This is a genomic window from Thioalkalivibrio sp. HK1, assembly GCA_000583135.1.
Taxonomy (GTDB): Bacteria; Pseudomonadota; Gammaproteobacteria; order HK1; family HK1; genus HK1.
The window spans coordinates 1-25,119 of the sequence record JFBG01000051.1; the positions used below are offsets into that span (position 1 = coordinate 1).

The following is a 25,119-nucleotide window of genomic DNA, read 5'->3' on the forward strand; positions in this document are numbered from 1 at the left end:
GTGGTGCGATGGGCTTCGTCGCAGATGGCAAGGTCGAAGTCCGGGGCGCCCATGTCTTGCGCCTGGTGGATGCGCTCCAATGACTGGTAGGTGCAAAAGACGACGGTGGTTCGTGCATCATCGGTGCGCAAAGCGCGGGTGATTCGAGTTGCATCGGTGGTGGCGGGAAAGGCTAGATCGCCGGCTCTTATATCTTCGGATCGCTTGTCGACTCCTTCGTCGGAGCAAACCGCGAGATAGCGCATCGCTTCGGCATCTCGATCTTGCTGATCCGCCCATTCGCGCAGGCTTTGGGAGATCAAGGCGATCGACGGGACGAGGAAGAGGATCCTGCCGCCTTCGGGGACCATCGTCTGGGCGATATGCAAGGAGGTCAGGGTCTTGCCGGTGCCGCAGGCCATGATCAATCGGCCGCGATCGTGGTTTTTGAAGCCCTCGATGACCCTGTCACGCGCTTGGATTTGCAATGGACGCAATTCTTTGAGGCTTGAAAGACCGGTCTGTTCGGGGGATATCGCATTCCAATCGAAACGATGCGCCAGGTCTCGAAAGCGCAGGTGTTCGACGGGTTTGGAGCGGCCCACCAAGGCCTTTTCGGCGTTCGGGCTCCAATCGTCGTTGGTGCTGATGATCAAACCATGCTCGAAGGGTTCCTTGCCGAGTTCGTTGAAGAAACTGTCGAGATGGCTTTTTTGAATGCTCGTTCGCTCGTCGAAGAACTTGCATTGGATCGCCCAGTAGGCTCCGCTTCGGTCTAGGGCCACCAAGTCGATCCCGAGGTCGCGCCCCGAGTGCCCGACGAAGCGTTCCCGCTCGGGCCAGTCCTCCCAGAGCCATACCTTCGTATCGGCGAAGTCGTACTCCCGCAGCAAGGGCAGGACGCGCCGCATCAGCACTTCGAAAAACCGCCCTTGCTCGGACTTGTTGCGCGCCTCGCTGCGCATCCGGTTGAGTACATCTTCGAAGGAGGTCATGGCTTTTCTCTTTGCTCCGGTTTTTGGGCGCGCAGATTCTTCGGGCGCGAGCGTCGGTGGCGATTGTTTCGGGGACGGTCGGGTTTTTCGGATCTTGTCCGAGGGCAATCAAGCCTTATCGATAGGCATCGTTGCGAGGAAGTATGGCCGGTGCGTCCTATCTTTGACAAGGAATCGTTTAGCCGCCGGCGGCTTCGATGCGGATCATGGCATCGAGGGCCATCGCTCCCGCTCCTTTTTCGAACAGGGCGAGGGGGTTGATATCGATCTCGCCGAGGCGGGATTCGCAAGCCCCGGCGAAGCGGGCGATGGCGAGGATAGCTTCGATCCCGGCATCGATATCCGCCGCCGGGCGGCCGCGGAAGCCGAAGAGCAGGGGGGCGCAGCGCAAGCCGGTCAATGCGCGGCGCACCTGTTCTTTGTCGGTGGGCAGCAGCAAGGTGGCTCGATCTTTCATCAGTTCGACCAAGACCCCGCCGGCGCCGATGGTCAAGAGCAGTCCGAGGCGGGGATCTCTGTGGATCCCGACGAGCAGTTCGACGATCGCCCCGCTGACGCATCGTTCGATAAGCACGCGATGGTTGCCGATCGAGAGCAATCGTCGGGCGGCGGTGCGAATATTCGAAGGATCGCTGAGCCCGAGCGCCAAGCCTTCGATATCGCTTTTATGAGCGACGCCCAAGGCCTTGATCGCTACCGTATTCGGGGGCGAGGGCGAAGATGAGGCGCCGCCGGGGACGCAGCTCGCCTCGGCGGTGCTCCCCAGCAATCTCTCGGCGATGCTCAACGCTTCATCGATGCTTTGCGCGATGCCACCTTCGGGGATCGAAAGTGAAAAGGCTGCGAGTCTGGCCTTCGCTTCGGCTTCGTCGAGGAGGGTATCCCCAAGCGGAAGGGGCGGGCCGGGAAGGGTGGTGGGCGCATCGAGGATCAGGATCGATGGCGGTGGCGGCCGGTTCCAAGCCTTGCCGATCTCGGCGGCGCATTCCAAAGCGCACAGAGCCTCTTGGACTCCGGCCAAGGGGGCGATACCGGCGCGCATCAGCCGTTCGCCGGCCGCCTCGCTAAGGGTTTCGGGCATCGTTGCGATGACCGCCCCTTTCGTCTTCGATGCTTCGAGCGCTTGTTCGAAGGCGCAAGCGGCGATCCACCAGTCGTCGTCTTCGCAGCGGTCGGTTCGCGGGAAGTCGATCACCAGGGCCAAGGCGTCGAATGGGTTGGCGGCGAAGGTGGCGAAGGTGCGGGCCAGCGCCTCTTGGTTTCCCCAATGGAAGGTGTGGTAGTCAAGGGGATTGGCGATGCGCACCAAGGGGTGGACGGTTTCTCGCAGCGCCTCGTGATGTTCGGGTTCGATATCGGCGAGGTCGAGCCCGCTTTGCTCGAAGGCGTCTGAAAGGAGTGCGGCCTCGCCGCCCGAGCAGCACATCGCGCCGATCTTGCGTCCCGCCAAGGGGCCGTGGACGTGCAGCAGTTTGAGGCTCTCGATCAACTCCGGGAGGCCGTGGACGCGGCCGAAGCCGAGTCGGTGCAAGAAGGCTCCGGCACCGGCGTCGGAGCCTGCAACGGAGGCGGTATGGCCGAGGTTGGCACAGCGTCCGCGCTCGGAGCGCCCGGTTTTGATGGCAACCACCGGGATCCGGCGTTCGCGGGCCTTGTGCGCCAAGGCTTCGAAACCGGCCACGGAGTCGAAACCCTCGATATGCAGGCCCAAGGCGCTGACCCGCTCGTCGTCGAGCAGGGCCAGCGCGATGCGAGAAAGTCCGACGGCGGCTTGGTTGCCCGCGGTGAGGAGGTAGGCCAAGGGGAGGCCGCGTTGCTGCATCGTCAGGCTGATGGCGATATTCGAGGATTGGGTGACGATGGCCACCCCGCGCTCGCCGGGGCCGAGTTTGCGCCCTCCGTGCTGATCCGGCCATAGCGCCACGCCGTCGAGAAAGTTGATGAGGCCGTAGCAGTTTGGGCCGAGCAGGGGCATCCCTCCCGCCGCCTCGACCATTTCGTCTTGCAATACCTTGCCGGTCTCGTCGCTTTCGCCGAAGCCGGAGGCGTAACAGATTGCGCCGCTGGCACCGACCCGGGCGAGATCGGCGGCGACCTTGACCGCCGCATGGCGATTGACCCCGATGAAGGCGGCATCCGGCGGGCGAGGCAGATCGAGAAGCGAGCGAAAGACCGGGCGGCCTTCCACTTCCTTGCGCTTGGGGTGCACCGGCCAGATCTCGCCTTGATATCCCCAAGCGTCGCATTGCCGCGCTACCCGCGCCGCTTCGGTTCCGCCGATGAGGGCGATGGAGCGAGGGCGAAGCAATCGGGCGAAGCGCTCTGCATCCAAGTCAGGAGGCTTGGTAGCGGGAGTGGTTTGGGATGGATCGAGGGGATCGGCGGCGGCGGGCGGTTCGTTCATCGGATTTTTCTCGTTTCGTTCAGGTGTCGCTCAGGCGGGGCGGCTTCTCGTCCGCCTCGGCGAGATTATGGATTTTCGGGGATTGTCTTGCAGTTTGTCCTCGAAGGATGTCGGTTCCGAGAATATCCTCGGGGATTTCGAGTCGATATCGGCATGTTCGAGAGGCGGTCGGTCTCGTATAAAAAGGCTTGCCTAAAACGAGAATTGATGGTAGAAGGTAGTAGAAGGTAGAAGAAGAAAGCGGAGATGGAGTTTGACTGATTGGAGACAAGATCATGTCCTACGAAAAGTATCTTGATTTGTGTAGAGCGGATCCTAATGTGGATGTCGTTAGGCGTTCAGATGAGTTAAGGGCACTCTCAGGTGGAGTCGGTCCATATAATTCTTCCGAGAAGAAGAGGTTTCTATATTTGTCGCAAAATGGTCGATGCGCGGGATGCGAGGTCCACTCTGCAATCCATGATCTCGAAGTCGATCACATCATCGCAAGATCGATCGGGGGATTCGATCATATCAATAACCTACAGCTCCTTTGTCCTCCTTGCAATCGTATCAAGGGAGATCGAGGAATGGGGTATCTTCTTTGTATGCTCGAAAAGAGATAGGGTATTTAAGTTATCGCTTCGGTAAGTCCCGATGTGCATTATCGAGCATCGATAAGACGATACTTTGAATATGATCCGAGCGAGCGATCGCCACCCCGGACTTTATGAACTCCCCGAACCGTTATCGATCGAAATAGACAAACCTTGATCGACGAATCCGAAGCCCTCGGATGCGCGCGCTCATCAGGCACGCGTGCTCATCAGGCACCTAAGGGGCGTAGCAGTTCTCGGCCGATGATGTGGCGTTGGATCTCCGAGGTGCCGTCCCAGATTCGTTCGACTCGGGCGTCTCGCCAAAAGCGGGCCAGCGGCAGGTCGCTCATCAATCCCATTCCGCCGTGGATTTGGATGGCCTCGTCGCTGACCTTGGCCAGCATTTCCGAGGCGTAGACCTTCGCCGAGGCGATCTCGCGCTCCGCCGGGAGCCCTTGGTCAAGGCGCCAGGCGGAAGCCAATGTCAGCCAATCGGCGGCGTCGATCGAGGTCACCATATCGGCGAGTTTGAACGAGACTCCTTGGAATTTGCCGATCGCCTGGCCGAATTGTCGGCGGTCGGCGGCATGCCGCAAGGCGAGGTCGAAGATCCTTCTCGCCCGGCCGACGCACGATGCCGCAACGGTGATCCGGGTGGCGTAGAGCCATTCGTTGGCGAGTTCGAAGCCGCGGTGAGTCTCGCCCAAGATCTGCGCCGAAGGCAAGCGGCAGTTGTCGAATCGCAAAATGCAGTTGGCGTAGCCGCGATGGGAGATCGAGTCGTAGCCGGGGAGGATCTCGAAGCCCGGTGTGCCGCGATCGACCAAAAAGCAGGTGATGCGTTTTTTCGGCCCCCGCGGGGTGGACTCTTCTCCGGTGGCGACGAAGACGATCACGAAATCGGCCAAGTCCGCGTGGGAGATGAAGTGCTTGGTGCCGTCGATGATCCAATCGTCGCCGCTTCGCCGGGCGGTGCATTGCATGCCGCGCACATCCGAGCCGGCGCCGGGTTCGGTCATGGCCAAGGCATCGAAGCGCTCTCCGCGCGCCGCCGGCAGCAAGTAGCGCTCGCGCTGCTCTTCGTTGCAGCCCATCAAAATCCCCGAGGGGCGACCCCAGAACACGCTCAGAGCCATTGATGCTCGTCCGAGTTCGCGTTCGAGCAGGGTGAAAGTCAGGTGATCCAACCCCCCGCCGCCCACTTCCTCGGGCAGGTTGGGGGCGTAGAAGCCGAGGTCGATGACCTTTCGCTTGATCGATTCCGCAAGGTCCGGCGGGACCCGCCCGCTTCGTTCGACCTCTTCCTCGTAGGGGTAGATCTCTTTCTCGACGAATCCTCGCACGGTCTGCACGACCATGTCCTGTTCGGGGGAGAGGCTGAAATTCATGGTGTTTTGCCTCCTTGCGCTTTGGCTTTCATCGCTTTGCGGAACTCGCCCAAGGCGGCGCCGGCGCCCCAGCCATCTTCGGCCCCACCCTCGGGCGATCCGCCTTCCAAGCCTTGCATGATGGCGATGAGGTTGTTATCCCGGATGCGCTCGAGTTCTCGGATCGATCGTCCGTGGGCTTGATCGTCGGATTGCTCGGCGATGGTCTCGATCAGGGTCTCGTCCAAGTCCGGGACATCGACGAGCCGGCTCCAAGGCCAAGCCAGGGCGGGGCCGAACTGCTCCAAAAAGTGGCGCATCCCCGCTTCTCCCCCGGCGATGCGGTAGGTTTGGAATACCCCCATCTGCGCCCAGCGCAGGCCGAAGGAATAGCGGATGACGTCGTCGATTTCCTCGACGGTTGCGATGCCGTCTCGTACCAGCCACAGAGCCTCTCGCCAGAGCGCCTCTTGCAGGCGATCTCCGATGAAGGCATCGATCTCTTTCGCCACCCGTACCGGCTTCATGCCGATCGAGGCGTAGAGGCGATGGGCGCCTTCGATGCTTTGCGGTGAGGTGTCCCGGCCGGCGACGAGCTCGACCAAGGGCAAGAGGTAGACGGGGTTGAAGGGATGCCCGACCAGCAATCGCTGTGGATGGGCGAGATCCCTTTGCATCTCGCTCGGAAGGAGACCGGAGGTGGACGAGGCGATGATCGTTTCGGGCGGGGCGGCGGCGTCGATATCGGCCAAGATCCGGCGTTTGAGATCGAGGCGTTCGGGCACGCTTTCTTGCACGAAAAAGGCGCTCGTCACCGTATCGGCCAGATTTTCGCCGAAGCGTAAATCGCCTCGGGGCGGGCGATCGGCACCAAACAGCCGTTCGAAGGCGCGCTCGGCGTTGGCGAGAATCTCCCCGGCGATGCGGGGGGTGTCGGGGTCGGGATCGAAGACGGCGACGTCGATGCCGTTGAGAACGAAGCGAGCGGCCCAGCCGCTGCCGATCACCCCCCCGCCGACGATGGCGACATGTCGGCGCTCGCCCGGCGTCGAATGGCCGAAGTGCGAGTGATTCGAGTTCGGCTCGTTGGAATTCGAATCGCCCGCGTTCGAAGCGCAAGATGCGATATCGTCGTTCATCGTATCTTCGCTCGATGCAAGATCCTCGGCATCGATGTCCTGATTTGGATGCTCGTTGTCGAAACGAGGGGTCGAGAGATCATCTCTCCTTGCGTCCTCACCATCTGCGCTCTCACCATCTTTTTCTAAGCGCGAGTCGGTCGCGCACCGCTTCGGGACCCAAGACTTGCGCGCCCATGCCCTCGACGATCCCTTTGGCTCGCTCGACGAGTTCGGCATTGGTCGCCAGCCGACCCTTTTTCAACCACAGGTTATCTTCGAGTCCGACGCGAACATTGCCGCCGACGATGGTCGCCAGCGCCACATAGGACAGTTGGTTGCGGCTGATCGAGAAGGCGGAGAAGATCCAGTCCGGCGGGAGGTTGTTGACTATCGACATCAAGGTCCCGATATCGTCGGGGGCTCCCCAAGGGATACCCATGCAAAGTTGCACCATGACTGGGGGTTCGAGCAGCCCCTTGTCCGCCAAGTCGCGGGCGAAAACGAGATGGCCGGTATCGAAGACCTCGATCTCCGGTCGCACCTGAAGATCGCGCACCTGCCTTGCCATCTCCGTGAGCATCGCCGGGGTGTTGGTCATGATGTAATCCCCCTCGCCGAAGTTCATCGTCCCGCAGTCGATGGTGCAGATCTCCGGCAGGAGTTCGCTGACGTGGGCGAGGCGTTCCTTGGCCCCGGCAAGATCCGTCTTCGCTTGATCGACGGGAAAGGGTCGCTCCGGAGGGCCTAGCGTCAAGTCGCCGCCCATGCCCGCGGTGAGGTTGAGGACCACATCGGTGCCGGAATCGCGGATACGCTCGACCACCTCGCGGTAAAGGGATGGCTCGCGCGCCGGTTGCCCGGTGGCGGGATCGCGCACGTGGATGTGGATGATCGCGGCCCCCGCTTTCGCGGCCTCGATCCCGCTCTTTGCAATCTGCTCGGGGGTGATCGGGACCTTGTCGGAACGCCCGGTGGTATCGCCCGCACCGGTCAGTGCGCAGGTGATGAACACTTCGCGATTCGGTTGCAGTGGCATGGTTCCTCCTCGGGCTTTTGGGTTTGCAATGGGATCCGGCGAGATTGATCTTGCGACCCTGGCATTTCGACTTGCGCTGCGATCCTCGCCGGCCGAGACGAGAGCGGGTAGTCAAGAAGGGATAGGGTAGGGAATTTATCCCCTTGCCGTTCGATTTCAACCCTGATCCAGGACCGATGCCATCGCCGATTCATAAGCGATGAGAGATCGTAGATCTTGTATCGAAGGCCTTTCAAGGCGACACTATCGGCACCGAAGGGGATGCCGGGCATGTTCCGATCGCCCGAACTTTTTTTTCGAAGAGGAGAGTTTTGCCGTGACCGAAGTCTACGTACTGCGTATCGATGCCATTGATCCAAAAGCCATCACCTTGGCGCGACTGGCGAAGTATCTGGATCGCTTCGCCAAAATTCTCGGCCACGAGGAAGGGGTGCATTTGGACGAGATCCGCTCGGGGCGCACGAATATCGTTTGCCGGATCGATCCGAATCACGCCAAGGTCGTCAGCGAGAGCCTGCAAGCGCTTGTCGGTGGTCAAGGGGCGAAGGTTTCTCGATCCGCTTATGGGAGCATGATGAAGATGCTGGCGAAAGATAAAGCGAAGGCGATGATATTCGAAGGTGATGATATTCGAAGGTGATGGAAACGGCGCACCGGGTAAGGAGGTCGTCGGTTTTTCGCGGGCGCTCCCTCGCCTCGAGGGTGAGATGGAAGTGATCGAGCATGATGATGAGATCAGTGGGCGTTTGATCGATATTGACGCGGAGGGTGATCGGGCAAAAATTCGACTCCGGGAGGAGGATCGGATTTATACCGGTATTCGTGCGAGGCGGGAGATTGCAGAAAAGATGGCAATCCACCTCTATCGACCGGTGCGCGTATTCGGTGACTCGGTTTGGACCCGAAGCGCGGAAGGGTTTTGGGATCTGAAAGAAATCGATGTCGTCGATTTCAAATTGCTCGAAGAGACGAGTCTTCTCGAGGTCTTCGACAATATCCGCAAAATCGAAGGCATGGAGTGGCGGGAATTCGATGACCCCCAAGCGGCGTTCCATGTGCTTCGGCACGGCCCATGGCCTGTGGTAACTGGAAAAGGGGCGAATCGCAGTTAGGTCGTCCGGCGGTGGGGTTTCGTATCTGGAGATTGGATGATCATCGCATCGCTTGCGTATCGATCACTGCCGGCCGAAAAAAGGATGGGTTGAATGATGCTTGATTGCACTTTTGATTGCCAAGGCAGCACGCGGGCGTTGGCGGAGCGGGCATCGGGGCGGTTTCGGAGACGATCAAATGCGATCAGGTGTGAGAAAGAGTTCGTAGGTCTTGTATCGAGGGTCTTGAAAAGGCGATAATATCCACAATGTCGATACCGAAACCAAGGATGCAGGGCTTCACCGAGCAGTGGAGTCTTTTTTCGAAGGAGGATTTTCCATGACCGAAAGCTATGTGCTGCATATCGATGCCCTCGATCCGAAGGCTCTCCCGTTGTCGCGATTGGCGAAGTATCTGGATCGCTTCGCCAAAATTCTCGGCCACGAGGAAGGGGTGCATTTGGACGGGGTCCGCTCGGGGAGCACGAATATCGTTTGCCGGATCGATCCGAGTCACGCCAAGATCGTTGGTGAGAGTCTGCAAGCACTTGTCGATGGTCAAGGGGCAAAAACCTCTCGATCCGCATATGAGGGCATGATGAAAATGCTGGCGAAAGATAAAGCCGAAGCGGCGATATTCAAAGGTGATGAAAGCGGCGCATCAGGCAAAAGGATCATTGATTTTTCTCGGGCACTTCCTTGCGACGAGATAGAGGTGATCGAGCATGATAATGAGATCAGCGGATATTTGATCGGCATCGATGCAAAGAGCGATCTAGCAAAGATTCGACTTCGAGAGGGAGATCGGATTTATACCGGTATTCATGCTAAGCGGGAGATTGCAGAAAGGATGGCAAGCCATCTTTATCGGCCGGTGCGTGTATTCGGTGATGCGGTTTGGACCCGTAATATGGAAGGTTTTTGGGATTTGAAAAAAATCGAGATTGTCGATTTCATGCCGCTTGAAGAGGTTGATATTGTTGATATTTTCGAGAAGTTCCGGAATGTTGAAGGAATGAAATGGCGGGAATTCGACGACCCCCAAGCGGCGTTCCATGCGCTTCGACATGGCCCGGAATGAGAGAAACCGATGATGGCTTTCGATACGTCGATTATCTCATTGGTAATCGATGACTCACGCAGTAGTATGACCTATCCGAAAACAAGGGACCCAGTCGAGCGCCCCGGTGATCGGGTGAGGTATCTACTTTCGAGTCTTGCGAGGGACAAGAAGGCGATCTTGCTGCCGGCTCCGGTGGTGTCGGAGCTGCTCATATACTCGGAGGAAAAAGCAATGGAGTTGTTTCGGCATCTGCATAGTAAAAATATATTTCGAATCGCGGCATTCGATACTAGAGCCGCTTTGGAGATGGCACGATCTGCTCGGGAAAAAATAAAGCGCGACGGTAGTATTTCTGGATTCCATTTCGAAGAAAATATCTCCCGGAATAAAATCAAGGTCGATTATCAGATCGTGGCGATTGCCCTTACCCAAGGAGCCAAAGCGATCTACTCACAAGATCGGCACCTCAACAATCACTCCAAGCGCTGTGGGTTGGAGGTGCGCACGATCACGGATATTGATTTGCCGCCGTCCGATATCTAAATAAAGGATGGATTGATAGTGAACGGGATCAAAGACCGGCGACGATCGATATGGCTGGAATCATCGGCAAAGTGAACGATATACCCAATCCACATCCTTCGGCTTGCGCGCGCATGCAAGGCGTGCAGGCCCCGATCATTCCTCGGATCGGCGAGCTCGTTCGCGCTTATCCGGGCACCATCTCCTTGGGGCAGGGCATCGTTCATTATCCTCCGCCCGAGACCGCTTGCGATGCTCTGCGCGATTTTTTCGAAGATCCGCAGCGGCATCAATACCAGCACGAGCTCGGCCTTCCGCAGCTGCGAGCGTGCATCGAATCGAAACTCGAAAATGAAAACGCCATCGATGGCGATCGCTTCGCCTTGATGGTCACCGCCGGCGGAAATATGGCTTTTTTGACCGTTCTTTTGGCGATCTGCGATGCCGGCGATGAAGTGATCTTGGTACGGCCTTGGTTTTTCAATCACGAGATGGCGGTGCGCAGCGTCGGCGCCTTGCCGGTGGTGGTTTCGACGCGCGAAGACTACCAGCTCGATCTCGATGCCATCCGGCGGGCTGTCGGCCCTCGCACTCGGGCGATCGTTACCGTTTCTCCCAACAATCCCACCGGCGCCGTCTACCTCGAAGAGGATTTGCGGGCGGTCAATGCCCTGTGCGAGGAGCGAGGATTGTTCCATATCAGCGACGAGGTCTACGAATATTTCGTTTTCGAAGGAGCCCGTCATTTCTCTCCCGCTTCGATTCCCGGGGCCGAGACCCACACCATCGCCATCCATTCCCTCAGCAAAGCCTACGGGTTTGCCAGTTGGCGAGTGGGGTATATGGTTTTCCCCAAGATATTGCTCGAATCCATCAAGAAAATCCAAGATACCAATATCATCTGCGTGCCGGTGATCTCCCAGCATGCGGCGATCGAAGTATTGGGTGCGGGAAGACAATGGGTGCAAGAAAGGATGAAGGGGATCGCCTCGGTGCGGCGGCGGGCTCTCGATGCTCTTTTGCGCCTCGATGGGCAGGTGATCGTGCCGCGAACGCAAGGGGCTTTTTACTTTTTCGTGCGCATTTGCGAAGGCGGTGATTCTTTGCATCTGGCCGAGTTCTTGATCCGCGAGCACGGGGTTGCGGTGATCCCCGGTGTCGCTTTCGGGGTGGAAGAGGGCTGTTATTTGCGGATCGGCTACGGGGCGGTGGATGGTGCGGCGATGGATGAGGGGATGCGGCGCTTGGGCGCGGGATTGGCGGATCCGAGGAGGCCTTAATGGCTCGTCTCCATCGACGATCCGACGAGGGTCGCTCCTATCGAGACAGCCTCATATATGAGAAAGCCGGAGTCGAGTTGCGGTTGGGCCGGTTTCGTCTAGAGTCGATCTGCACCTTCGAATGCGCATTGGCGCCAAGCCTCGTAAGCGACGACGGCCACCGCATTGGAGAGGTTGAGGCTGCGATTGCCCGGGCGCATCGGAATGCGCAGCTGTCGCTCGCAAGGGAAGCGATCGAGCATGTCGATGGGAAGCCCTCGGGTTTCCGGGCCGAAGAGAAAGGCATCCCCGGTGCGGAATTCGGTGGCGAAGCACGATGCGCCGGCGCGAGTCGAGAAAGCGAAAATTCGAGGCGGAGAGATGCGCGAGAGAAAAACGTCGAAATTCTCGTGCTCTTGTACCCGGGCCGCCTCGTGATAATCAAGCCCGGCGCGACGAAGGCGTGCTTCGTTTAGATAAAATCCCAAGGGATGGATGAGATGCAGATCGCTGCCGGTGTTGGCGCAAAGCCTTATGATATTCCCGGTATTGGGAGGGATTTCAGGTTGATAGAGAACGATGTGAAACATGACCCCGGATCCTCATGATCGCAGGTCCCTAAGGACCGATTTCTGCGGCCTTGCCTTCGATACCCCATTGGTGCTGCTTTCCGGGTGCGTGGGTTTCGGCGAGGAATATACGCGCATCGAGGGCTTTTCGAATCGGGATGCAGGGGCTATTTGCCTCAAGGGCACCACCTTGCATCCGCGCTTGGGCAACGATCCGCCCAGGGTGCGAGAAACCCCGTCGGGCATGCTGAACTCCATCGGTTTGCAGAACCCCGGGGCGCGAGCGGTGATCGACGAGATCCTGCCTCGTCTCGATTTCAGCGAAACCCGCTTCATTGCCAATCTCTCCGGCTCCACCGTCGAGGAGTATGCGGATCTCGCTCGTTGCTTCGACGATTCTCCGATCGATGCCATCGAGATCAATATCTCCTGTCCCAATGTGCGCGCCGGGGGCGTTGCTTTCGGCAACGATCCCGAGATGTCGCAAAGGGTGGTGGAGGTCTGCCGCAAGGAAACATCCAAGCCGCTGATCATCAAACTCTCGCCGAATCAAACGGATATCGCGAGCAACGCTCGAGGCTGCATCGAGGCCGGGGCGGACGCTCTGGCGGTGGTCAATACCTTCATGGGCATGGCCATCGATGTCGAATCTCGCAAGCCCCTGCTCGGGGCGGGCCAAGGCGGGCTCTCCGGCCCGGCGATCAAACCGATGGCACTCCTCAAGGTGCATCAAGTGTATCGGGTGGCCAAGCCGCACGGCATTCCGATCATCGGCCAGGGGGGGATCGTTTCGGCCGAGGATGCCCTCGAGTTCATGATCGCCGGAGCCAGCGCGGTGGGGATCGGCACCGCGCTTTTTTACGATCCTTTGGTATGCGTGCGCATCAACGAGGGGCTTGTGGATTATCTCAAGCGTCATCGGATCGATGGCATCGATCGGATCGTCGGCACCTTGGAATCGAAGGATCGCTGAGGATCGAGGCGGTCCGATCAGGTATCCGTATCCGTATCCGTGATAAAGATCGATCCGCTCGTTGACACTAAGAATTCGAAGATGCGATCTCGCGCTCGATGCGGCGCAAAAACACTTCCATCTCTTTGCTCGCTTGGCGATCCCCTTTGGCCGTTGCGGCCTCGATCCCCTGCTTCCAAGCCAGCGCAGCCCCCGCCCGGTCGCTGGCTTGGCCTCGCGCCTTGCCCAGCATCTTCCATGCTGCGGACCAAGCCGGATTCATCGCGACCGCCCGCTCGAGTTCCCTCGCCGCCGCTGCCGGATCGCCCCCGTCGAGATAGGCCTTGCCGAGCCCGAAGCGCGCCATCGGTCCGTCCTTGCCGCTTTCGATCAGCGCCTTGAAATTGCGAATCAGATGATCGGAGTCCATGGCTTTCGGATTCTCATCGTCGATTTTTTAGATCAGTCGCGCCAGAAGGTCGGCGACATCAGCACCAAGAGGGTGAAGATTTCCAGTCTTCCCAAGAGCATGGCCAGCGCGAGCAGCCATTTCGCGAAGTCGTTGATTCCGGCGTAGTGTTGTCCCACATCACCGAGCCCCGGACCCATATTGTTGATGCAGGCGGCGACGGCGGAAAAGGCGCTTACTTGGTCAAGACCGGTCATCATCAACGCCAAGAGGAGCAGGGAAAATACCAGCACGTAGGCGGCGAAAAATCCCCACACCGCATCGATCACTCGGGTGGGCAGGACGGTTTTGCCGATCTTGACCGGGACCAAGGCATTGGGATGGACCAGCCGGGTGATCTCCCTTCCCATCTGCTTGAAGAGCATCAATACCCGGATCGCCTTAAGCCCGCCCCCGGTGGAACTTGCGCAGCCCCCGATGAAGCTGGCGAAGATCAGCAGCACCGGCAGGAAGCCGGGCCAGGCATGGTAGCTCGTGGTGGTAAAACCGGTGGTGGTGCTGATCGATACCGCTTGGAAGATCCCGTTGCGAAGCGCGCTCCAAGGATCTTCGAAAATTCCGGATAGGTAGAGGATCGCCGAGCAGATCGCGGCGACCGCGGCCAGCACCAGCAAGTAAAAGCGAAGTTCGGGATCCTCCCGATAGTCGCTGAATCGGGATGTCCGAAGCGCGAACGAGAAGTGGTTTGCGATGCGCTTGGGCAGCGAGCGCAATAACGAAGGCAGTGAATACAGGCTATGAAAATCCTTGCGCCAACGGGGCACCCAGGGATTCCAAACCTTGAAGTGCAAGGCGAAGTTCATGCCCGCGGCGATCATGAAAACGATCGCCGCCATCTCGATCCATGGATCGTCGAAGTGGCCGAGGCTGGCATCGTGGGTGGAAAAGCCGCCGATCGAGACCGTGGACAGCGCATGGGAAATGGCGTCGAATCCGCTCATTCCCGCAAGGTGGTAGGCACCGGCACAGGCCACGGTCAATACGAGGTAGATCATCCACAGGGCCTTGGCGGTGCTGGCGATGCGCGGCTTGAGCCTCGATTCCTTGATCGGCCCCGGGGTCTCGGCGCGGTAGAGCTGCATGCCCCCGATACCGAGCATCGGCACGATGGCGACCGCGAGCACGATGATCCCCATGCCTCCGAGCCATTGCAGGAGTTGGCGATAGATGAGGATCGCCTTCGGCAGGTCGTCGAGACCGGTGATGACCGTCGCCCCCGTCGTGGTCAGCCCCGAGACGGATTCGAAGATCGCATCGGTAATCGACATCTCGAGGTGCGGGCTCAATGCCAGCGGGATGCTGCCGGATATCCCGAGCACCAGCCAGAACATGGCCACGATCACGAAACCGTCCTTGATCCGAAGTTCGTCTTTGATTCCGGGTCGGGCGATTCGTCGGACCTTCGAACGGGCGAAGGTCAAAGGGCGAAAGAGGAAAAGGGACAAACCGATGACGAGATGGACGAAAAAGGCGATGACGAAAGGCGATGCGGAGTTCTCCTGGTAGAGGTAGGCCACGCCGATCGGCGGCACCATGACGAATCCGAAACCGATCAGTAGCAGGCCCAAGGTGCTCCGGATAAGCCCTCTTCTTGTCGAGGGCTCGAGATGGGCGGATAGGTGATCTCGCTCTTGCGATCTCATGGCAAGGCATGGTCTCCGAAAAGAGGTCTTTAATAGTGCGATATCGAAAAAAGACGGGTTCGGCATTGATAAGGGCGTCGGCGCATTCGGCGCTTCGTCTCGCCCCTTTTTCGGGCAAGGCCAGTGAGCGGAAGCCTCGCCCCGGCAGGATGAGCCCCGGCTTCTTCGGCTTTCGGGCTTTGCGCTCGCTCTTGCCCGTTCTTGCCAAAATCAAAGGGAGAGAGGGTCTTTTTGGAAGAGCCGTCCGACTTCGGAAACCCGCTCTTTTTCGGTCATGAAGAGAATGACGTGATCGCCGTCTTCGATGATGGTGTCGTGGTGGGCGATGATCACTTCGTTATCCTCGTCCTTTCGCTCTCGGACCAAGGCATCGATCGTGGTTCCCTCGGGTAAATCGATATCCTCGATCTTCCTGCCGACGACCTTCGAAGTGCCATGGTTGCTGTGCGCGACCGCTTCGATGGCTTCGGCCGCCCCCCGGCGCAGGGAATGCACCGCCTCCACCTCTCCCCGACGGACCTTGGCAAGGAGGCTGCCGACGGTGATCTGCTGGGGGGAAATGGCGATATCGATGTCGAAGGCCTCGTCATGCACCAAGTTGACGAAGGCGGGACGATTGATCAGGGCCATGACCCGCCGCGCGCCCATCCTTTTGGCCACCATCGCCGATAGGATATTGACTTGGTCGTCGTTGGTCACGGCGCAGAACACATCGGTGCGATCGATCCCTTCTTCTCGCAGCAAGGTCTCGTCCGCAGCATCGCCGTGAATGACGAGGATCTTTTTATCCAGCTCCTCGGAGAGTCGATTCGCGGCATCGAGATTGGATTCGATCAATCGCACATTGCCTATCCGATCCGCCAACCGGGTGGCCAATCCCCGACCGATTTTTCCGCCCCCGGCGAGGATGACCCTCTCCACCGGCAGATCCCGCTTGCGTAGCTCGTCCATGAACTTCCGGATATGTTTTTTCTCGGCGACGAAGAAGACCTCGTCGTTATCTTCGATCACGGTATCCCCCTCGGGGATGATCGTTCGCCGCCCGCGAAAGATCGCCGCCACCCGGGCCTCGCCTTCTCGTACATGTTGGGGAAGCTCGCGCAGGGCATGGCCGACGAGGGGACCGCCGGTGTAGGCCTTGACCCCGACCAAGCGCACCCGTCCGTGGGCGAAATCGAGCACCTGCAGGGCTCCCGGGGTCTCGATCAGGCGCTCGATGGAATCGGTGACGAGTTTTTCGGGGCTGATCACCAGATCCACGGGAAGGGCGTTCTTGACGAAGAGATCGCTTTTCGTCTCCCCGTTTTGCGGATCGAGATCATCCTTGGCGATATCTTTGAGAGGATTCTTGAAATACTCGCCGGATCGCACGCGCGCGATCCGGGTCGGGGTCGTGAAGATGGTGTGGGCGACCTGACAGGCGATCAGATTCGTCTCGTCGCTACCGGTGACCGCGATCAGGATATCGGCGTCTTGCGCCCCGGCATCGAAGAGCGTTCTCGGCCATGCGGCATGCCCGGTGATGGTTCTGACATCCAGATGTTTTTGGATCTCTTTGAGTTTGGTCTCGTCCAAGTCCACGACGGTGACGTCGTTATTCTCCCCCGAGAGAATTTCCGCCACGGTGGAGCCGACCTGCCCGCCGCCGAGAATGATGATGTTCAAGGTTTTTTACCGAGAGCGGGTTCCGCCCGGGGATGCCTGTGTTTTCTTGTTCGTACCGCCGATTCGCTTGGGGTCGATCCCCAGTCGGCGCAGCTTGCGATACAGATGGGTACGCTCCAAGCCCGCGCTCGTCGCCACTTTGGCCATATTGCCTTGCGCTTTCATGAGGTGGTTCTCGAGGTAGATGCGCTCGAAGAGTTCCCGCGCTTCGCCAAGCGGCAGATCGATACCCAAGATCGCCTCGCCCTCCTCGTTCTCCCCCCCGCTATGGCCCAAGGTCATCTCGACTTCGTTTTGCTCGATCACCGAGCCGTTGCCCAAGATCAGCAAGCGTTGGAGCACATTGACCAATTCGCGGATATTGCCCGGCCAACTGTGGTTGCGCAGCCGGTTTTGGGCGCCGACGGTCAAGCGGCGATTGGGCAGGTTTTCCCGGGTGATGAGCGTATCGATGCAGTGCGCGATCAAGGCCGGGATATCCTCTCGATGTTCCCGCAAAGGGGGCACGCTCAAGGGGAAGACATCGAGCAAGTGGTAGAGATCCTCGCGCAGCAAGCCGCCGGACAAGGCGTGGGCGAGCTCGTTGCGGCCGGCGGCGACGATCCTCGAGGTCAAGGGCACCGCCGAGAATCCGTTATGGCGCAGGAAGGTTCCCTGGCGCATCGCGCTGACCAGCCGCGCTTGGAGCTCCGGCTCCATATCCGCGATATCTTCGAGCAGCAAGGTGCCTCCGGCGGCGCGCTCGAGCGCTCCGTAATGGATATGGCTGCCTTCCTCGGCTCCGAAGATATCGATCAATCCGGCGTGGCCGATCAGCCCTGCGACATGCACCCTTACAAAAGGACCGTTGGCTCTCGGGCTGTGGGTATGGAGGTATCGAGCCGTCATCTCCTTGCCGCTGCCGGGCTCACCGCTGATGAAGACCGGCGCATCGTGCTCGGCGATCCGTCTGACCTGGGCCCGCAGATTTTCGAGGGCGGCGCTGTTCCCGATCAGTTCGGAAGGGGTGGGAGTGGCTTGATGCCGCAGTTCGATATTGGTCTTGCGCAGACTCGTCGTTTCCAGCGCTCGCCGGATGGTGAGCAGAAGTTTGGCCGTCGATAGCGGTTTTTCCAAGAAGTCGTAAGCCCCCAAACGCGTGGCTTCGACAGCGGTTTCGATGGTTCCGTGGCCGGACATCATCACCACCGGGATATCGCCGGCGCCGTTTTCGAACCATTCCTTGAGCAGGGAAATGCCGTCCGTGCCCGGCATCCAGATATCGAGTAGAACGAGATCGGGGCGCCGTTGCCGGTGCAGTTCGCGAGCGGATTTCGCATTTTCCGCCGTTGCGACCTCATAGCCCTCGTCGGCGAGGATATCTTTGAGAATCTCGAGGATCTCGATCTCGTCGTCGACGACGAGGATTCGAGGTGACGAAGGCCCGCTCATGGATTCACACCGAAGGGGGCGATGATTCGCCGTTTCGAGCGTCGAGGGAGGCATTTTGCGGATCCGAATCGGCATCGGCATCGGCATCGGAATTCAGCGGCAGGACAATCTCCACCACCGCTCCGCCTCGATGAGGGTTGCGCACCGTGATTTCCCCACCATGCTCTTCGACGATTTTTTTCACGATCGCCAACCCCAGCCCGCTGCCCCGGGATTTGGAGGTGATATAGGGTTCGAAGGCCGTCGTCGTCAGATCCTCGGGGAATCCGGGGCCGTTGTCTTGCACCGACAAAAGGAAGGTTCCCCGTTCGAGGTCGCTGCGAGTGCCGATCACGACTTCCCCTTCGTTCGACTTGAAGGTCGCCCCTGTATCGCCCGCATCGATGCTCGAGCGATCCTCGCCGGTATTCGATGCCACTGATTCGGCACAGGCTTCGACCGCGTTTTTCAAGAGATTGTGCAGTAGTTGGCGCAGGCGATCCGGATCGGCGCGAATGGTCATCGACGAGGGTTCCAAGCGCGTCTCGAATCGTATCGACGGGGTCGCGGCGCGATAGAGTTCGACGATATCCAGCACGAGGGTCTTGAGATCGACTCTCGCCCGCCGCATCGCCGGGGGGCGGGCGTAGTCGGAAAAGGCGTTGATCATCGCCTGCAGGGAGTCGACCTGCTGGACGATCGTGCGGGTCAGACGATCCATTTGCTCGGCTTCGGCGCCTTCGACGGTGGGAAGGTATTTTAGCCGCAGTCGCTCGGCCGAAAGGCGGATCGGCGTGAGGGGATTCTTGATCTCGTGCGCCAGCCGGCGCGCCACTTCGCTCCATGCGGCGTTGCGCTGCGCTTGCATCAGCTCGGTGACATCGTCGAGCACGATGACATGGCCCTCGCCGCCCGCCAAGGGGGCCGCGCTGCACATCAGCGTTCGTCGTCCGCGCGGGGTGTCGACTTCGATCTGCTCTCGCCAGTCGCGCGAGGGCGTGGCCTTCATGGAACTGCCGATCCGATCCTGTATGGCGCGCACCAGCGGTTCCAGCGCCGGGCGGGTGGTGGCGAGGGTATCGAGGATGACCCCGGTTCGAACGTCGAGATCGATGTCGAGGATTTCCTCCGCCGCATGGTTGGCGGTGGTGATCCGATACTCGCTATCGAGGGCCAAAACCCCGGCCGACAGGCGCCGGAGCACCGTGGCGAGATAGGCTCGTTGCGCTTCGACTTGCTGTTGGCTGGCGCGATTGTCGTCCCGGGCCTGCTTGAGCGCGCGGGTCATCTCGTTGAAGGAGGCGACGAGGAAGCCGATCTCGTCGTCGGTGGTCCCCGGGAGTTGGGTATCGTAATCCCCGCTTGCGACCGCTTTGGTTCCCTTCGAGAGATCGCGCAAGGGGGCGACGACCCGACGCGCCGAATGCAAGGCGGCGTAAACCGCCATGAACAGGATCATCAGCAAGATGATCGAGAGGGTGAGGGTGAAGCTGAGTTTGAGCTGTTTGCGCAGGTAATCGAGGGTTCGATAGCGGGCGAAGGATGTCTCGACGCTGTCGGCGAGATCGTTCATTCGCTCCGTTACCGGAAACAGGGCTTGTAGGAGACGATCCTCGCTCGCCGCCACACGGCCGCCGAAACGGGTCCCCCCGGCGGCCGCTCGCCAGTCGACCAGGACCACCACTCGGGCGTGCAGGCCTTTGTCGGCGATGGTATCGAGGCCGATGTAGTCGCCCGACTGCCGGGCTTGGGCGATGACCGCATCGTTGGGGCGATTCGGTTGGATCGCCGCCCCGGGGTCGATGCTGCTGGTGCCGATGATCTGTCCCCTGGCCCCGATCAGGCTGATCTCCGCCGCCCCGCTCAAGCGACGGGCGTCGTCGAGGGCGGGGATGATCTGATCGTCATCGAGTCCGGCGACATCGAGCGCCAAACGCTCGGTTTGGGCCAACAGTTCCCGTCTTCTAAGCCCCAGGGAAGTGCGGCTGAGTTCCAAGGCATTGGCCAAGGATCCCTCGACATCGACATTGAACCAGCTGTCGATGCTCCGGTGCAGGAATTCCAATGAGAAGTAGTAGACCACCCCCACCGGAGCGATCGACAGCACCACGAAGAGGATCATCAATCGCACGGTCAGCTTCGCCCCGGGACGCCGCTGCCGCACCTGAAAGATCAGGCGCGAGATATTCAAGGCGATCAGCGCTCCCAAGCCGAGCAGGACGAGGGTGTTGAGGACCAGGAGCAGGGAGTAAAAGGAGCCGAACCAAGCCGAATCCCGGGTCGCGGTGCTCATCAGATACATCAGGCCCAGCAGGAGCAGGCTCAAGATGACGATCAGGGTGCCGGTGCGGTAGCGCAGATGACTCGGGCGTAAGAAAGCGGGCAGATACCGCCTGCGTTCGCGCGCGAAAAAGCGGTGATTGAATAACCGGAGCATCGTCGAAAAATACCTTTTATGAGCGAAGGCTCGAGAGCCGGGATGCCGAAATCTTCTTTGCGATCGAAAGAACCCTCGTCGTTCTCGCAGGCATTCTCGTCATGGTGCGACAAAGCGAGGCGACCATTCGAACCAGCCGCTGCCGAGCCCTCGCCAGTGGGGGCTGAACCAAGCGATGGGGCGTAAGGGGGCGGGCAGGGCTTCGATATCGATGAGGGCTCGGATCCGCGCGCGCACCGGAGACGATGGATCCTCCAAGGGCAGATCTTCGAGCGCGACGATCGGCACCGATCGCAGTTGCCCGATATCTTTGAGCATCTCGTCGAGCGAGGAATGGCTGCGCATGGTGGCGAGCCCGGGGCTGCGCAGGCCATATCTTCCGGTCAGCCCGTTGAAATGGATCCGATAGCGCAGGCGGTGGGCGGCGATGATTCGGCTCCACCACCAAGGGCCGCGGCGCAACTCGATATCGATCAGGATCGTCAAGCTCACCCCGCTGTGGATCGCATCCAAACTCTCCACGCCGAAACCGAAACTGATATCCGCATCGAGCACTTGCTGCCCGTTATCTTGGCGAAGAGCGGCGTTTTGCACCTTGAATCCCGGGGGGGATTCGAGCGCATCGCCGCTTTTCGAAAGCGCCAAGGACAACTTCGGCGGCAATAGCAGCAGGCAAAGGCAAAAAAGACAAAAGAAAAATACGCTCGATGCTGCCGGTGATGCTGCCGACGTCGATATCGACCTCGATACCGACTTCGATCCCGGTGTCGATACCCGCCCCGATACCGATGACTTGCGGCCTCGATCGCCGAGCCCTTCATGCTCTTTTTCGAGATCCGGATTCGAAAGAGCAAGGCAGTGAGTGTCGTTTTTCGATCCCATGGCACTTGGACGAGCTTTTTCAGGCCTTGGTCAGTGTCGAATAGAAAAAGCCGTCCATGTCGTCCTCACCGGTCAAGATCTGGCGTCCCTTTTCGGTCGCTCGACCCCAAGGGGCCTCGATCGGCAGCACCTTTGCATCATCGCGATGCTCGATGAAGCGTCGGATCACCGCATCGTTTTCCGCCGACAGTACCGAGCAGGTGGCATAGAGCAAGCGCCCCCCGGGTTTTAGCAGGGGCCACAGGGCTTGTAGTATTTCATTTTGCAACCGAGCCATGGCCTCGATATCGTCGGCTCGGCGAAGCCATTTGATATCGGGGTGGCGGCGGATCACGCCGCTGCCCGAACAGGGGGCGTCCACAATGATGCGATCGAAGGGCTTTCGATCCCACCATTCATCGGGTCGGCGCGCATCGGCGCATCGGGTACGTGCCTTTAGGCCCAAACGGGTCAAGGTGGCGTCGAGTTCCCGGATGCGCATATCCCCGATATCGAGGGCCAGGAGATCGATCGTTCCTTGTGCATCGCTCTCCAAAAGATGAGCCGCCTTGCCCCCGGGGGCGGCGCAGGCATCGAGGATCTGCATCCGCTCGCCGCTTTTTGCGCAGATATGGTCGATGTCGAGCAATCCGAGGGCGAGTTGGGCCGCTTCGTCCTGTACCGAGAGACGGCCTTGGGCGAAGCCGGGTAGATCCTCCACCGGATGCGGGGATTCCAAGACGATTCCGACCGCCGAACGGCGCGTGACTCGAGCGGGGATCCCGGCTTTTTCCAGATCATCGATGATTCGATCGCGCCCATCGAATCGGCGATTGATGCGCAGGGTCATGGGGGCGCGGGCAAGATTCGCATGGGCGATCGATTCCCATTCCAAGGGCCAATCCTCGCGCAGTCTCTCGAGCAGCCATGGCGGATGATCGAGGCGGATATGGGGAGCGAGATCCCTTCGGCGAATCGACTCGCCCTCGCGGACGAAGCGTCGCAAGGCGGCGTTGATGAATCCTGCGGCCCACGGTTTGCCTATTTCCTGCGCCAAATCCACCGTTGAGGCGACCGCGGCATGCGCCGGGATGCGGGTGAAGGCGAGCTGGTAAAGGCCGATGAGGACGAGGGTGCGCAGATCGCCGTCGCGTTTTCGTGGCCGCTGCGGGACCAACTGCGAAAGCCAGGCATCGAGGCGCGAAAGATGGCGCAAGGTGCCGAAAGCCAACTCCTGAGCCAAGGCGCGCTCTCGCGGCTCGATATTTTTATCGAGGTGTCGATCCCGGCTGGCCGACAGGCTGCGCCCTTTTTCCAGTACATCCATCAGCAGGGCATGGGCGAGGGCGCGCGAGGAGCGATGCTTGGGCGTTTGCCGGCGCTTGAATCCGCCGCGGCCCTTGGCTTTGCTTGCGCGATGCGAGGAAGGGGGCGATGCGGTGCGTCGGCTCATGGCTCAGGCGAAGACCATGCCGGGGCGGATGCGCCCCGAGCGCAAGAAGGCCGCTGCGCTCATGCGCTTTCCGCCCGGGGGTTGGATCTCGGTGATCGCCAAAATCCCATCGCCGGTTGCAACCGCTATTCGGTCTTTTTCTCCGCCGTTTTCGCCGCCAACCTCCGAGGGCGACCGGCTTCGATCTTTGCGATCGTCGATATCGAGCACCGTGCCCGGCGGCGGTTCGTCTTCGCCATTGTCGAGGGTTTTTTCCAAGATACGAGCGCGCCAGATGCGAAAGGGGGCGTTTTCGGGATCGCCGGCGAAGGCGCTATGAGCCACCGGCCATGGATCGAACGCCCGGATCATGCGTTCGATCCGAGTCGCCGGGAGGTTCCAGTCGATCCTCCCTTGGGCCTTGGAGAGCGCGGGGGCGAGCTCGATCTTCGTCTCGTCCTGGACGATGGCGCTCGGCGGTGTCGGATCCGCATCGAGTCGGTCGAGCACCTCGATCAAGGCCCTTGCCCCGAGCCGGGCGAGGCGCATCGAGAGCGAGCCGGCGGTATCGTCCGCTTCGATGGGGCAATGCTGCCGGTGCAGGATCGGGCCGCTATCGAGTCCGGCGTCCATTTGCATGATCGACACTCCCGTTTCTCGATCTCCGGCAAGGATCGCATGGTTGATCGGTGCCGCCCCTCGCCATCGGGGCAGGAGCGACGGGTGTACGTTGATGCAGCCGAATCGCGGCAGGGTGAGGACACGGGGCGGGAGCAGGAGGCCGTAGGAAGCCACCGCCAGCGCATCGGGAGCGATGGCGCTCAGGGTTCGGACGGTATCGGGATCGCGCAACGACCGGGCTTCGATGGTCTCGATGCCGGCATCCAAGGCTCGTTCCTTGACCGCGCAGGGTTTTCGTTTGCGCCCTCGTCCGCTGCGGGCGTCGGGGCGGGTGAGGGCGGCGGCGATCGAGTGCTCGGAGCGCAAAAGGGCATCGAAGACGATCGCCGCGAATTCCGGAGTGCCGGCAAATACGAGTTTCATCGTTTTTTCAATGCTCCGAGGGCGATTCTCGGGTGATCTTCGCAAAGAGATGATCGCCAATCGGCGATATCTTCGATCTTCGGGCGCCTTGTCGAAAAGGGCTGTCGGGGATATCGCATTTCTAAGGTGCCTTCGCGTTATCCAAGGGAAGTTTTGATTGCCCGAAGCCTGCGGTACAAGCCCGAGAGCGATCCCGGCAGCAGGGCGGATCGATCCAAGGGTCCATCAAGGGCCATTCGCCCGAGGTGGCGCGCAATCCCCGCCCGCATCGAGCGGATCGCAAGCCGGAACACCGAAGGGGGTGCAAGATGATTGTCGATATTCGATGCCGATCGCTTCGCTTTTCGTTTCTTATCGTATCGACCTTTTACCGACCTTGAAAAGCCGCTTGCTTTCGTATCGGACACCGGTGCGGCGATGCGCTCGTACTTTCGAAGGTTTGGCGAAGATCGAAGATTGGTATCCAAGCCGAGCGATCTTTTTCGACTCGTCAGTAGGTTTTGCGATTTTGGGGTTTATCGCTTCGAGCCTGCACGAGCGGTTGACGATTTGCGGCGACAAGCGAAGAACGGTCAGTAGCGATCGACAAGGCGAATCGAGCGCATCCGATCTTGCGCATCCGGCATGGTGCCAACGATGGAATGGCCATCGCAAGGGCCATCGTCGCAAAGCGTTTTTTTCAGGCCAAGCGCAGCTCTTTTTCCGCTCGCTTTCGGATGCGATCCCGTTTGAGGCGGGAAAGGTGATCCGTAAAGAGTTTTCCGTCGAGATGATCGACCTCGTGCTGGATACACACCGCAAGCAACCCTTGCGCTTCGATCTCGCCGCTTTTACCGGCTTGGTCGAGGCAGCGCACCCGAATCCGATCCGGCCTGCTCACCGACTCGAAGACGCCCGGTACCGAAAGGCAGCCCTCTTCGGTTTCGCGAAGATCTTGACCGATTTCGAGGATTTCGGGGTTGATAAGGCAAAGGGGATGATCGCGGCTTTCGGAGATATCGATGGTGATGATCCGCTGCGCGACATTGACTTGGGTCGCCGCAAGCCCGATTCCGGGGGCGGCATACATCGTTTCGAACATATCGTCGACGAAGCGCCGGATGCGATCGTCGATCGTCTTCACCGGTTGGGCGCGGCACCGAAGGCGTGGATCGGGAAAATGAAGGATATCGAGCAGGGCCATCGCGCTATCACCGTTTTTTTCATAAAGGCCGCTTTCCGA

The 25,119-nt window shown here is 59.9% G+C and carries 22 protein-coding genes; 7 read left to right on the top strand and 15 right to left on the bottom strand.

Annotation, left to right across the window (positions count from 1 at the left end; translation table 11 throughout):
• Positions 1-974 (bottom strand): restriction endonuclease (locus BF99_RS20920; protein ID WP_197019136.1); only part of this gene is annotated, 974 nt, incomplete at its 3' end.
• 178 nt (positions 975-1,152) lie between these two features.
• Complete coding sequence (locus tag BF99_RS0112855; RefSeq protein WP_081759262.1) at positions 1,153-3,378, bottom strand: acetate--CoA ligase family protein; 2,226 nt, start codon at positions 3,376-3,378, stop codon at positions 1,153-1,155.
• 275 nt (positions 3,379-3,653) lie between these two features.
• Here BF99_RS0112855 and BF99_RS24020 point away from each other — a divergent pair, with 275 nt between their 5' ends.
• Positions 3,654-3,983 carry an HNH endonuclease gene (locus BF99_RS24020; protein ID WP_081759263.1) on the top strand — a complete coding sequence of 110 codons (330 nt, stop codon included), beginning with the start codon at positions 3,654-3,656 and terminating at the stop codon, positions 3,981-3,983.
• 200 nt (positions 3,984-4,183) lie between these two features.
• Here the strand turns inward: BF99_RS24020 and BF99_RS0112875 are convergent, their stop codons facing one another.
• The 3 genes from BF99_RS0112875 to BF99_RS0112890 all read right to left on the bottom strand — a co-directional run bounded on the left by BF99_RS0112875 (position 4,184) and on the right by BF99_RS0112890 (position 7,480).
• On the bottom strand, positions 4,184-5,344 hold the full coding sequence (locus BF99_RS0112875; protein WP_025771193.1) for an acyl-CoA dehydrogenase family protein: 1,161 nt from the start codon (positions 5,342-5,344) through the stop codon (positions 4,184-4,186).
• Complete coding sequence (locus tag BF99_RS0112880) at positions 5,341-6,462, bottom strand: 3-hydroxyacyl-CoA dehydrogenase NAD-binding domain-containing protein (protein WP_025771194.1); 1,122 nt, start codon at positions 6,460-6,462, stop codon at positions 5,341-5,343. Before BF99_RS0112880 ends, BF99_RS0112875 begins: the two co-directional genes overlap by 4 nt.
• 112 nt (positions 6,463-6,574) lie before the next feature.
• Positions 6,575-7,480, bottom strand: coding sequence for a 3-keto-5-aminohexanoate cleavage protein (locus tag BF99_RS0112890; protein ID WP_025771195.1), 906 nt, complete (start codon positions 7,478-7,480; stop codon positions 6,575-6,577).
• Positions 7,481-7,796: 316 nt separating this feature from the next.
• On the opposite strand from BF99_RS0112890, the gene BF99_RS0112895 reads away from it, so the two are divergent.
• From BF99_RS0112895 to BF99_RS0112920, 5 genes are all read left to right on the top strand, one after another.
• Positions 7,797-8,120, top strand: coding sequence for a hypothetical protein (locus BF99_RS0112895; RefSeq protein ID WP_156013310.1), 324 nt, complete (start codon positions 7,797-7,799; stop codon positions 8,118-8,120).
• Between the two features lie 208 nt (positions 8,121-8,328).
• A complete protein-coding gene (locus tag BF99_RS23015; protein WP_156013311.1) occupies positions 8,329-8,592 on the top strand; it encodes a hypothetical protein in 264 nt (87 codons plus the stop codon).
• A gap of 319 nt (positions 8,593-8,911) precedes the next feature.
• The gene (locus BF99_RS0112910) at positions 8,912-9,652 is read left to right on the top strand and encodes a hypothetical protein (protein ID WP_025771198.1); all 741 of its coding nucleotides are present in this window, start codon (positions 8,912-8,914) and stop codon (positions 9,650-9,652) included.
• Positions 9,653-9,661: 9 nt separating this feature from the next.
• Entirely contained in the window at positions 9,662-10,177 is a 516-nt protein-coding gene (locus BF99_RS0112915; protein ID WP_156013312.1) for a hypothetical protein, read from the top strand.
• A gap of 71 nt (positions 10,178-10,248) precedes the next feature.
• Positions 10,249-11,436, top strand: a complete 1,188-nt coding sequence (locus tag BF99_RS0112920; protein ID WP_197019137.1) for a pyridoxal phosphate-dependent aminotransferase — start codon at positions 10,249-10,251, stop codon at positions 11,434-11,436.
• 98 nt (positions 11,437-11,534) lie between these two features.
• On the opposite strand, the gene BF99_RS0112925 is transcribed toward BF99_RS0112920, so the two are convergent.
• On the bottom strand, positions 11,535-12,005 hold the full coding sequence (locus BF99_RS0112925; RefSeq protein ID WP_025771202.1) for a tRNA (cytidine(34)-2'-O)-methyltransferase: 471 nt from the start codon (positions 12,003-12,005) through the stop codon (positions 11,535-11,537).
• Between BF99_RS0112925 and BF99_RS0112930 the strand changes: the two genes are divergently transcribed.
• Entirely contained in the window at positions 12,004-12,957 is a 954-nt protein-coding gene (locus BF99_RS0112930) for a dihydroorotate dehydrogenase (RefSeq protein WP_025771203.1), read from the top strand. The two genes, BF99_RS0112925 and BF99_RS0112930, sit on opposite strands and share 2 nt — an antisense overlap.
• 67 nt (positions 12,958-13,024) lie before the next feature.
• On the opposite strand, the gene BF99_RS0112935 is transcribed toward BF99_RS0112930, so the two are convergent.
• The 9 genes from BF99_RS0112935 to def form a co-directional block, all read right to left on the bottom strand.
• On the bottom strand, positions 13,025-13,366 hold the full coding sequence (locus tag BF99_RS0112935) for a tetratricopeptide repeat protein (protein ID WP_197019138.1): 342 nt from the start codon (positions 13,364-13,366) through the stop codon (positions 13,025-13,027).
• 32 nt (positions 13,367-13,398) lie between these two features.
• The gene (locus BF99_RS0112940; protein ID WP_051482909.1) at positions 13,399-14,940 is read right to left on the bottom strand and encodes a TrkH family potassium uptake protein; all 1,542 of its coding nucleotides are present in this window, start codon (positions 14,938-14,940) and stop codon (positions 13,399-13,401) included.
• A gap of 318 nt (positions 14,941-15,258) precedes the next feature.
• On the bottom strand, positions 15,259-16,713 hold the full coding sequence (gene trkA, locus BF99_RS0112945; RefSeq protein ID WP_025771207.1) for a Trk system potassium transporter TrkA: 1,455 nt from the start codon (positions 16,711-16,713) through the stop codon (positions 15,259-15,261).
• Positions 16,714-16,719: 6 nt separating this feature from the next.
• Positions 16,720-18,144 carry a sigma-54-dependent transcriptional regulator gene (locus BF99_RS0112950; protein WP_025771208.1) on the bottom strand — a complete coding sequence of 475 codons (1,425 nt, stop codon included), beginning with the start codon at positions 18,142-18,144 and terminating at the stop codon, positions 16,720-16,722.
• Between the two features lie 4 nt (positions 18,145-18,148).
• Entirely contained in the window at positions 18,149-20,560 is a 2,412-nt protein-coding gene (locus BF99_RS0112955; protein WP_025771209.1) for a sensor histidine kinase, read from the bottom strand.
• 99 nt (positions 20,561-20,659) lie between these two features.
• Positions 20,660-21,442 carry a DUF4390 domain-containing protein gene (locus tag BF99_RS22570; RefSeq protein WP_081759265.1) on the bottom strand — a complete coding sequence of 261 codons (783 nt, stop codon included), beginning with the start codon at positions 21,440-21,442 and terminating at the stop codon, positions 20,660-20,662.
• Positions 21,443-21,461: 19 nt separating this feature from the next.
• Positions 21,462-22,874, bottom strand: a complete 1,413-nt coding sequence (rsmB, locus tag BF99_RS0112970; protein ID WP_025771212.1) for a 16S rRNA (cytosine(967)-C(5))-methyltransferase RsmB — start codon at positions 22,872-22,874, stop codon at positions 21,462-21,464.
• Positions 22,875-22,877: 3 nt separating this feature from the next.
• On the bottom strand, positions 22,878-23,897 hold the full coding sequence (gene fmt, locus BF99_RS0112975; protein ID WP_038098325.1) for a methionyl-tRNA formyltransferase: 1,020 nt from the start codon (positions 23,895-23,897) through the stop codon (positions 22,878-22,880).
• Between the two features lie 679 nt (positions 23,898-24,576).
• The gene (def, locus tag BF99_RS0112990; protein ID WP_025771215.1) at positions 24,577-25,080 is read right to left on the bottom strand and encodes a peptide deformylase; all 504 of its coding nucleotides are present in this window, start codon (positions 25,078-25,080) and stop codon (positions 24,577-24,579) included.
• Between the last annotated feature and the right edge of the window lie 39 nt (positions 25,081-25,119).

Excerpts from the sequence above, each read along its gene's own strand:
- BF99_RS0112910 (WP_025771198.1), top strand. The coding sequence starts at position 8,912 with ATGACCGAAAGCTATGTGCTGCATATCGATGCCCTCGATCCGAAGGCT.
- def (WP_025771215.1), bottom strand. The coding sequence starts at position 25,080 with ATGGCCCTGCTCGATATCCTTCATTTTCCCGATCCACGCCTTCGGTGC.
- BF99_RS23015 (WP_156013311.1), top strand. The coding sequence starts at position 8,329 with ATGGCAATCCACCTCTATCGACCGGTGCGCGTATTCGGTGACTCGGTT.
- BF99_RS0112925 (WP_025771202.1), bottom strand. The coding sequence starts at position 12,005 with ATGTTTCACATCGTTCTCTATCAACCTGAAATCCCTCCCAATACCGGG.
- BF99_RS0112940 (WP_051482909.1), bottom strand. The coding sequence starts at position 14,940 with ATGGTGCCGCCGATCGGCGTGGCCTACCTCTACCAGGAGAACTCCGCA.
- fmt (WP_038098325.1), bottom strand. The coding sequence starts at position 23,897 with ATGAAACTCGTATTTGCCGGCACTCCGGAATTCGCGGCGATCGTCTTC.
- BF99_RS0112875 (WP_025771193.1), bottom strand. The coding sequence starts at position 5,344 with ATGAATTTCAGCCTCTCCCCCGAACAGGACATGGTCGTGCAGACCGTG.
- BF99_RS0112880 (WP_025771194.1), bottom strand. The coding sequence starts at position 6,462 with ATGAACGACGATATCGCATCTTGCGCTTCGAACGCGGGCGATTCGAAT.
- BF99_RS0112890 (WP_025771195.1), bottom strand. The coding sequence starts at position 7,480 with ATGCCACTGCAACCGAATCGCGAAGTGTTCATCACCTGCGCACTGACC.
- BF99_RS0112950 (WP_025771208.1), bottom strand. The coding sequence starts at position 18,144 with ATGAGCGGGCCTTCGTCACCTCGAATCCTCGTCGTCGACGACGAGATC.
- BF99_RS24020 (WP_081759263.1), top strand. The coding sequence starts at position 3,654 with ATGTCCTACGAAAAGTATCTTGATTTGTGTAGAGCGGATCCTAATGTG.
- BF99_RS22570 (WP_081759265.1), bottom strand. The coding sequence starts at position 21,442 with ATGGGATCGAAAAACGACACTCACTGCCTTGCTCTTTCGAATCCGGAT.
- BF99_RS0112915 (WP_156013312.1), top strand. The coding sequence starts at position 9,662 with ATGATGGCTTTCGATACGTCGATTATCTCATTGGTAATCGATGACTCA.
- BF99_RS0112930 (WP_025771203.1), top strand. The coding sequence starts at position 12,004 with ATGACCCCGGATCCTCATGATCGCAGGTCCCTAAGGACCGATTTCTGC.
- rsmB (WP_025771212.1), bottom strand. The coding sequence starts at position 22,874 with ATGAGCCGACGCACCGCATCGCCCCCTTCCTCGCATCGCGCAAGCAAA.
- BF99_RS0112855 (WP_081759262.1), bottom strand. The coding sequence starts at position 3,378 with ATGAACGAACCGCCCGCCGCCGCCGATCCCCTCGATCCATCCCAAACC.
- BF99_RS0112955 (WP_025771209.1), bottom strand. The coding sequence starts at position 20,560 with ATGCTCCGGTTATTCAATCACCGCTTTTTCGCGCGCGAACGCAGGCGG.
- BF99_RS0112935 (WP_197019138.1), bottom strand. The coding sequence starts at position 13,366 with ATGGACTCCGATCATCTGATTCGCAATTTCAAGGCGCTGATCGAAAGC.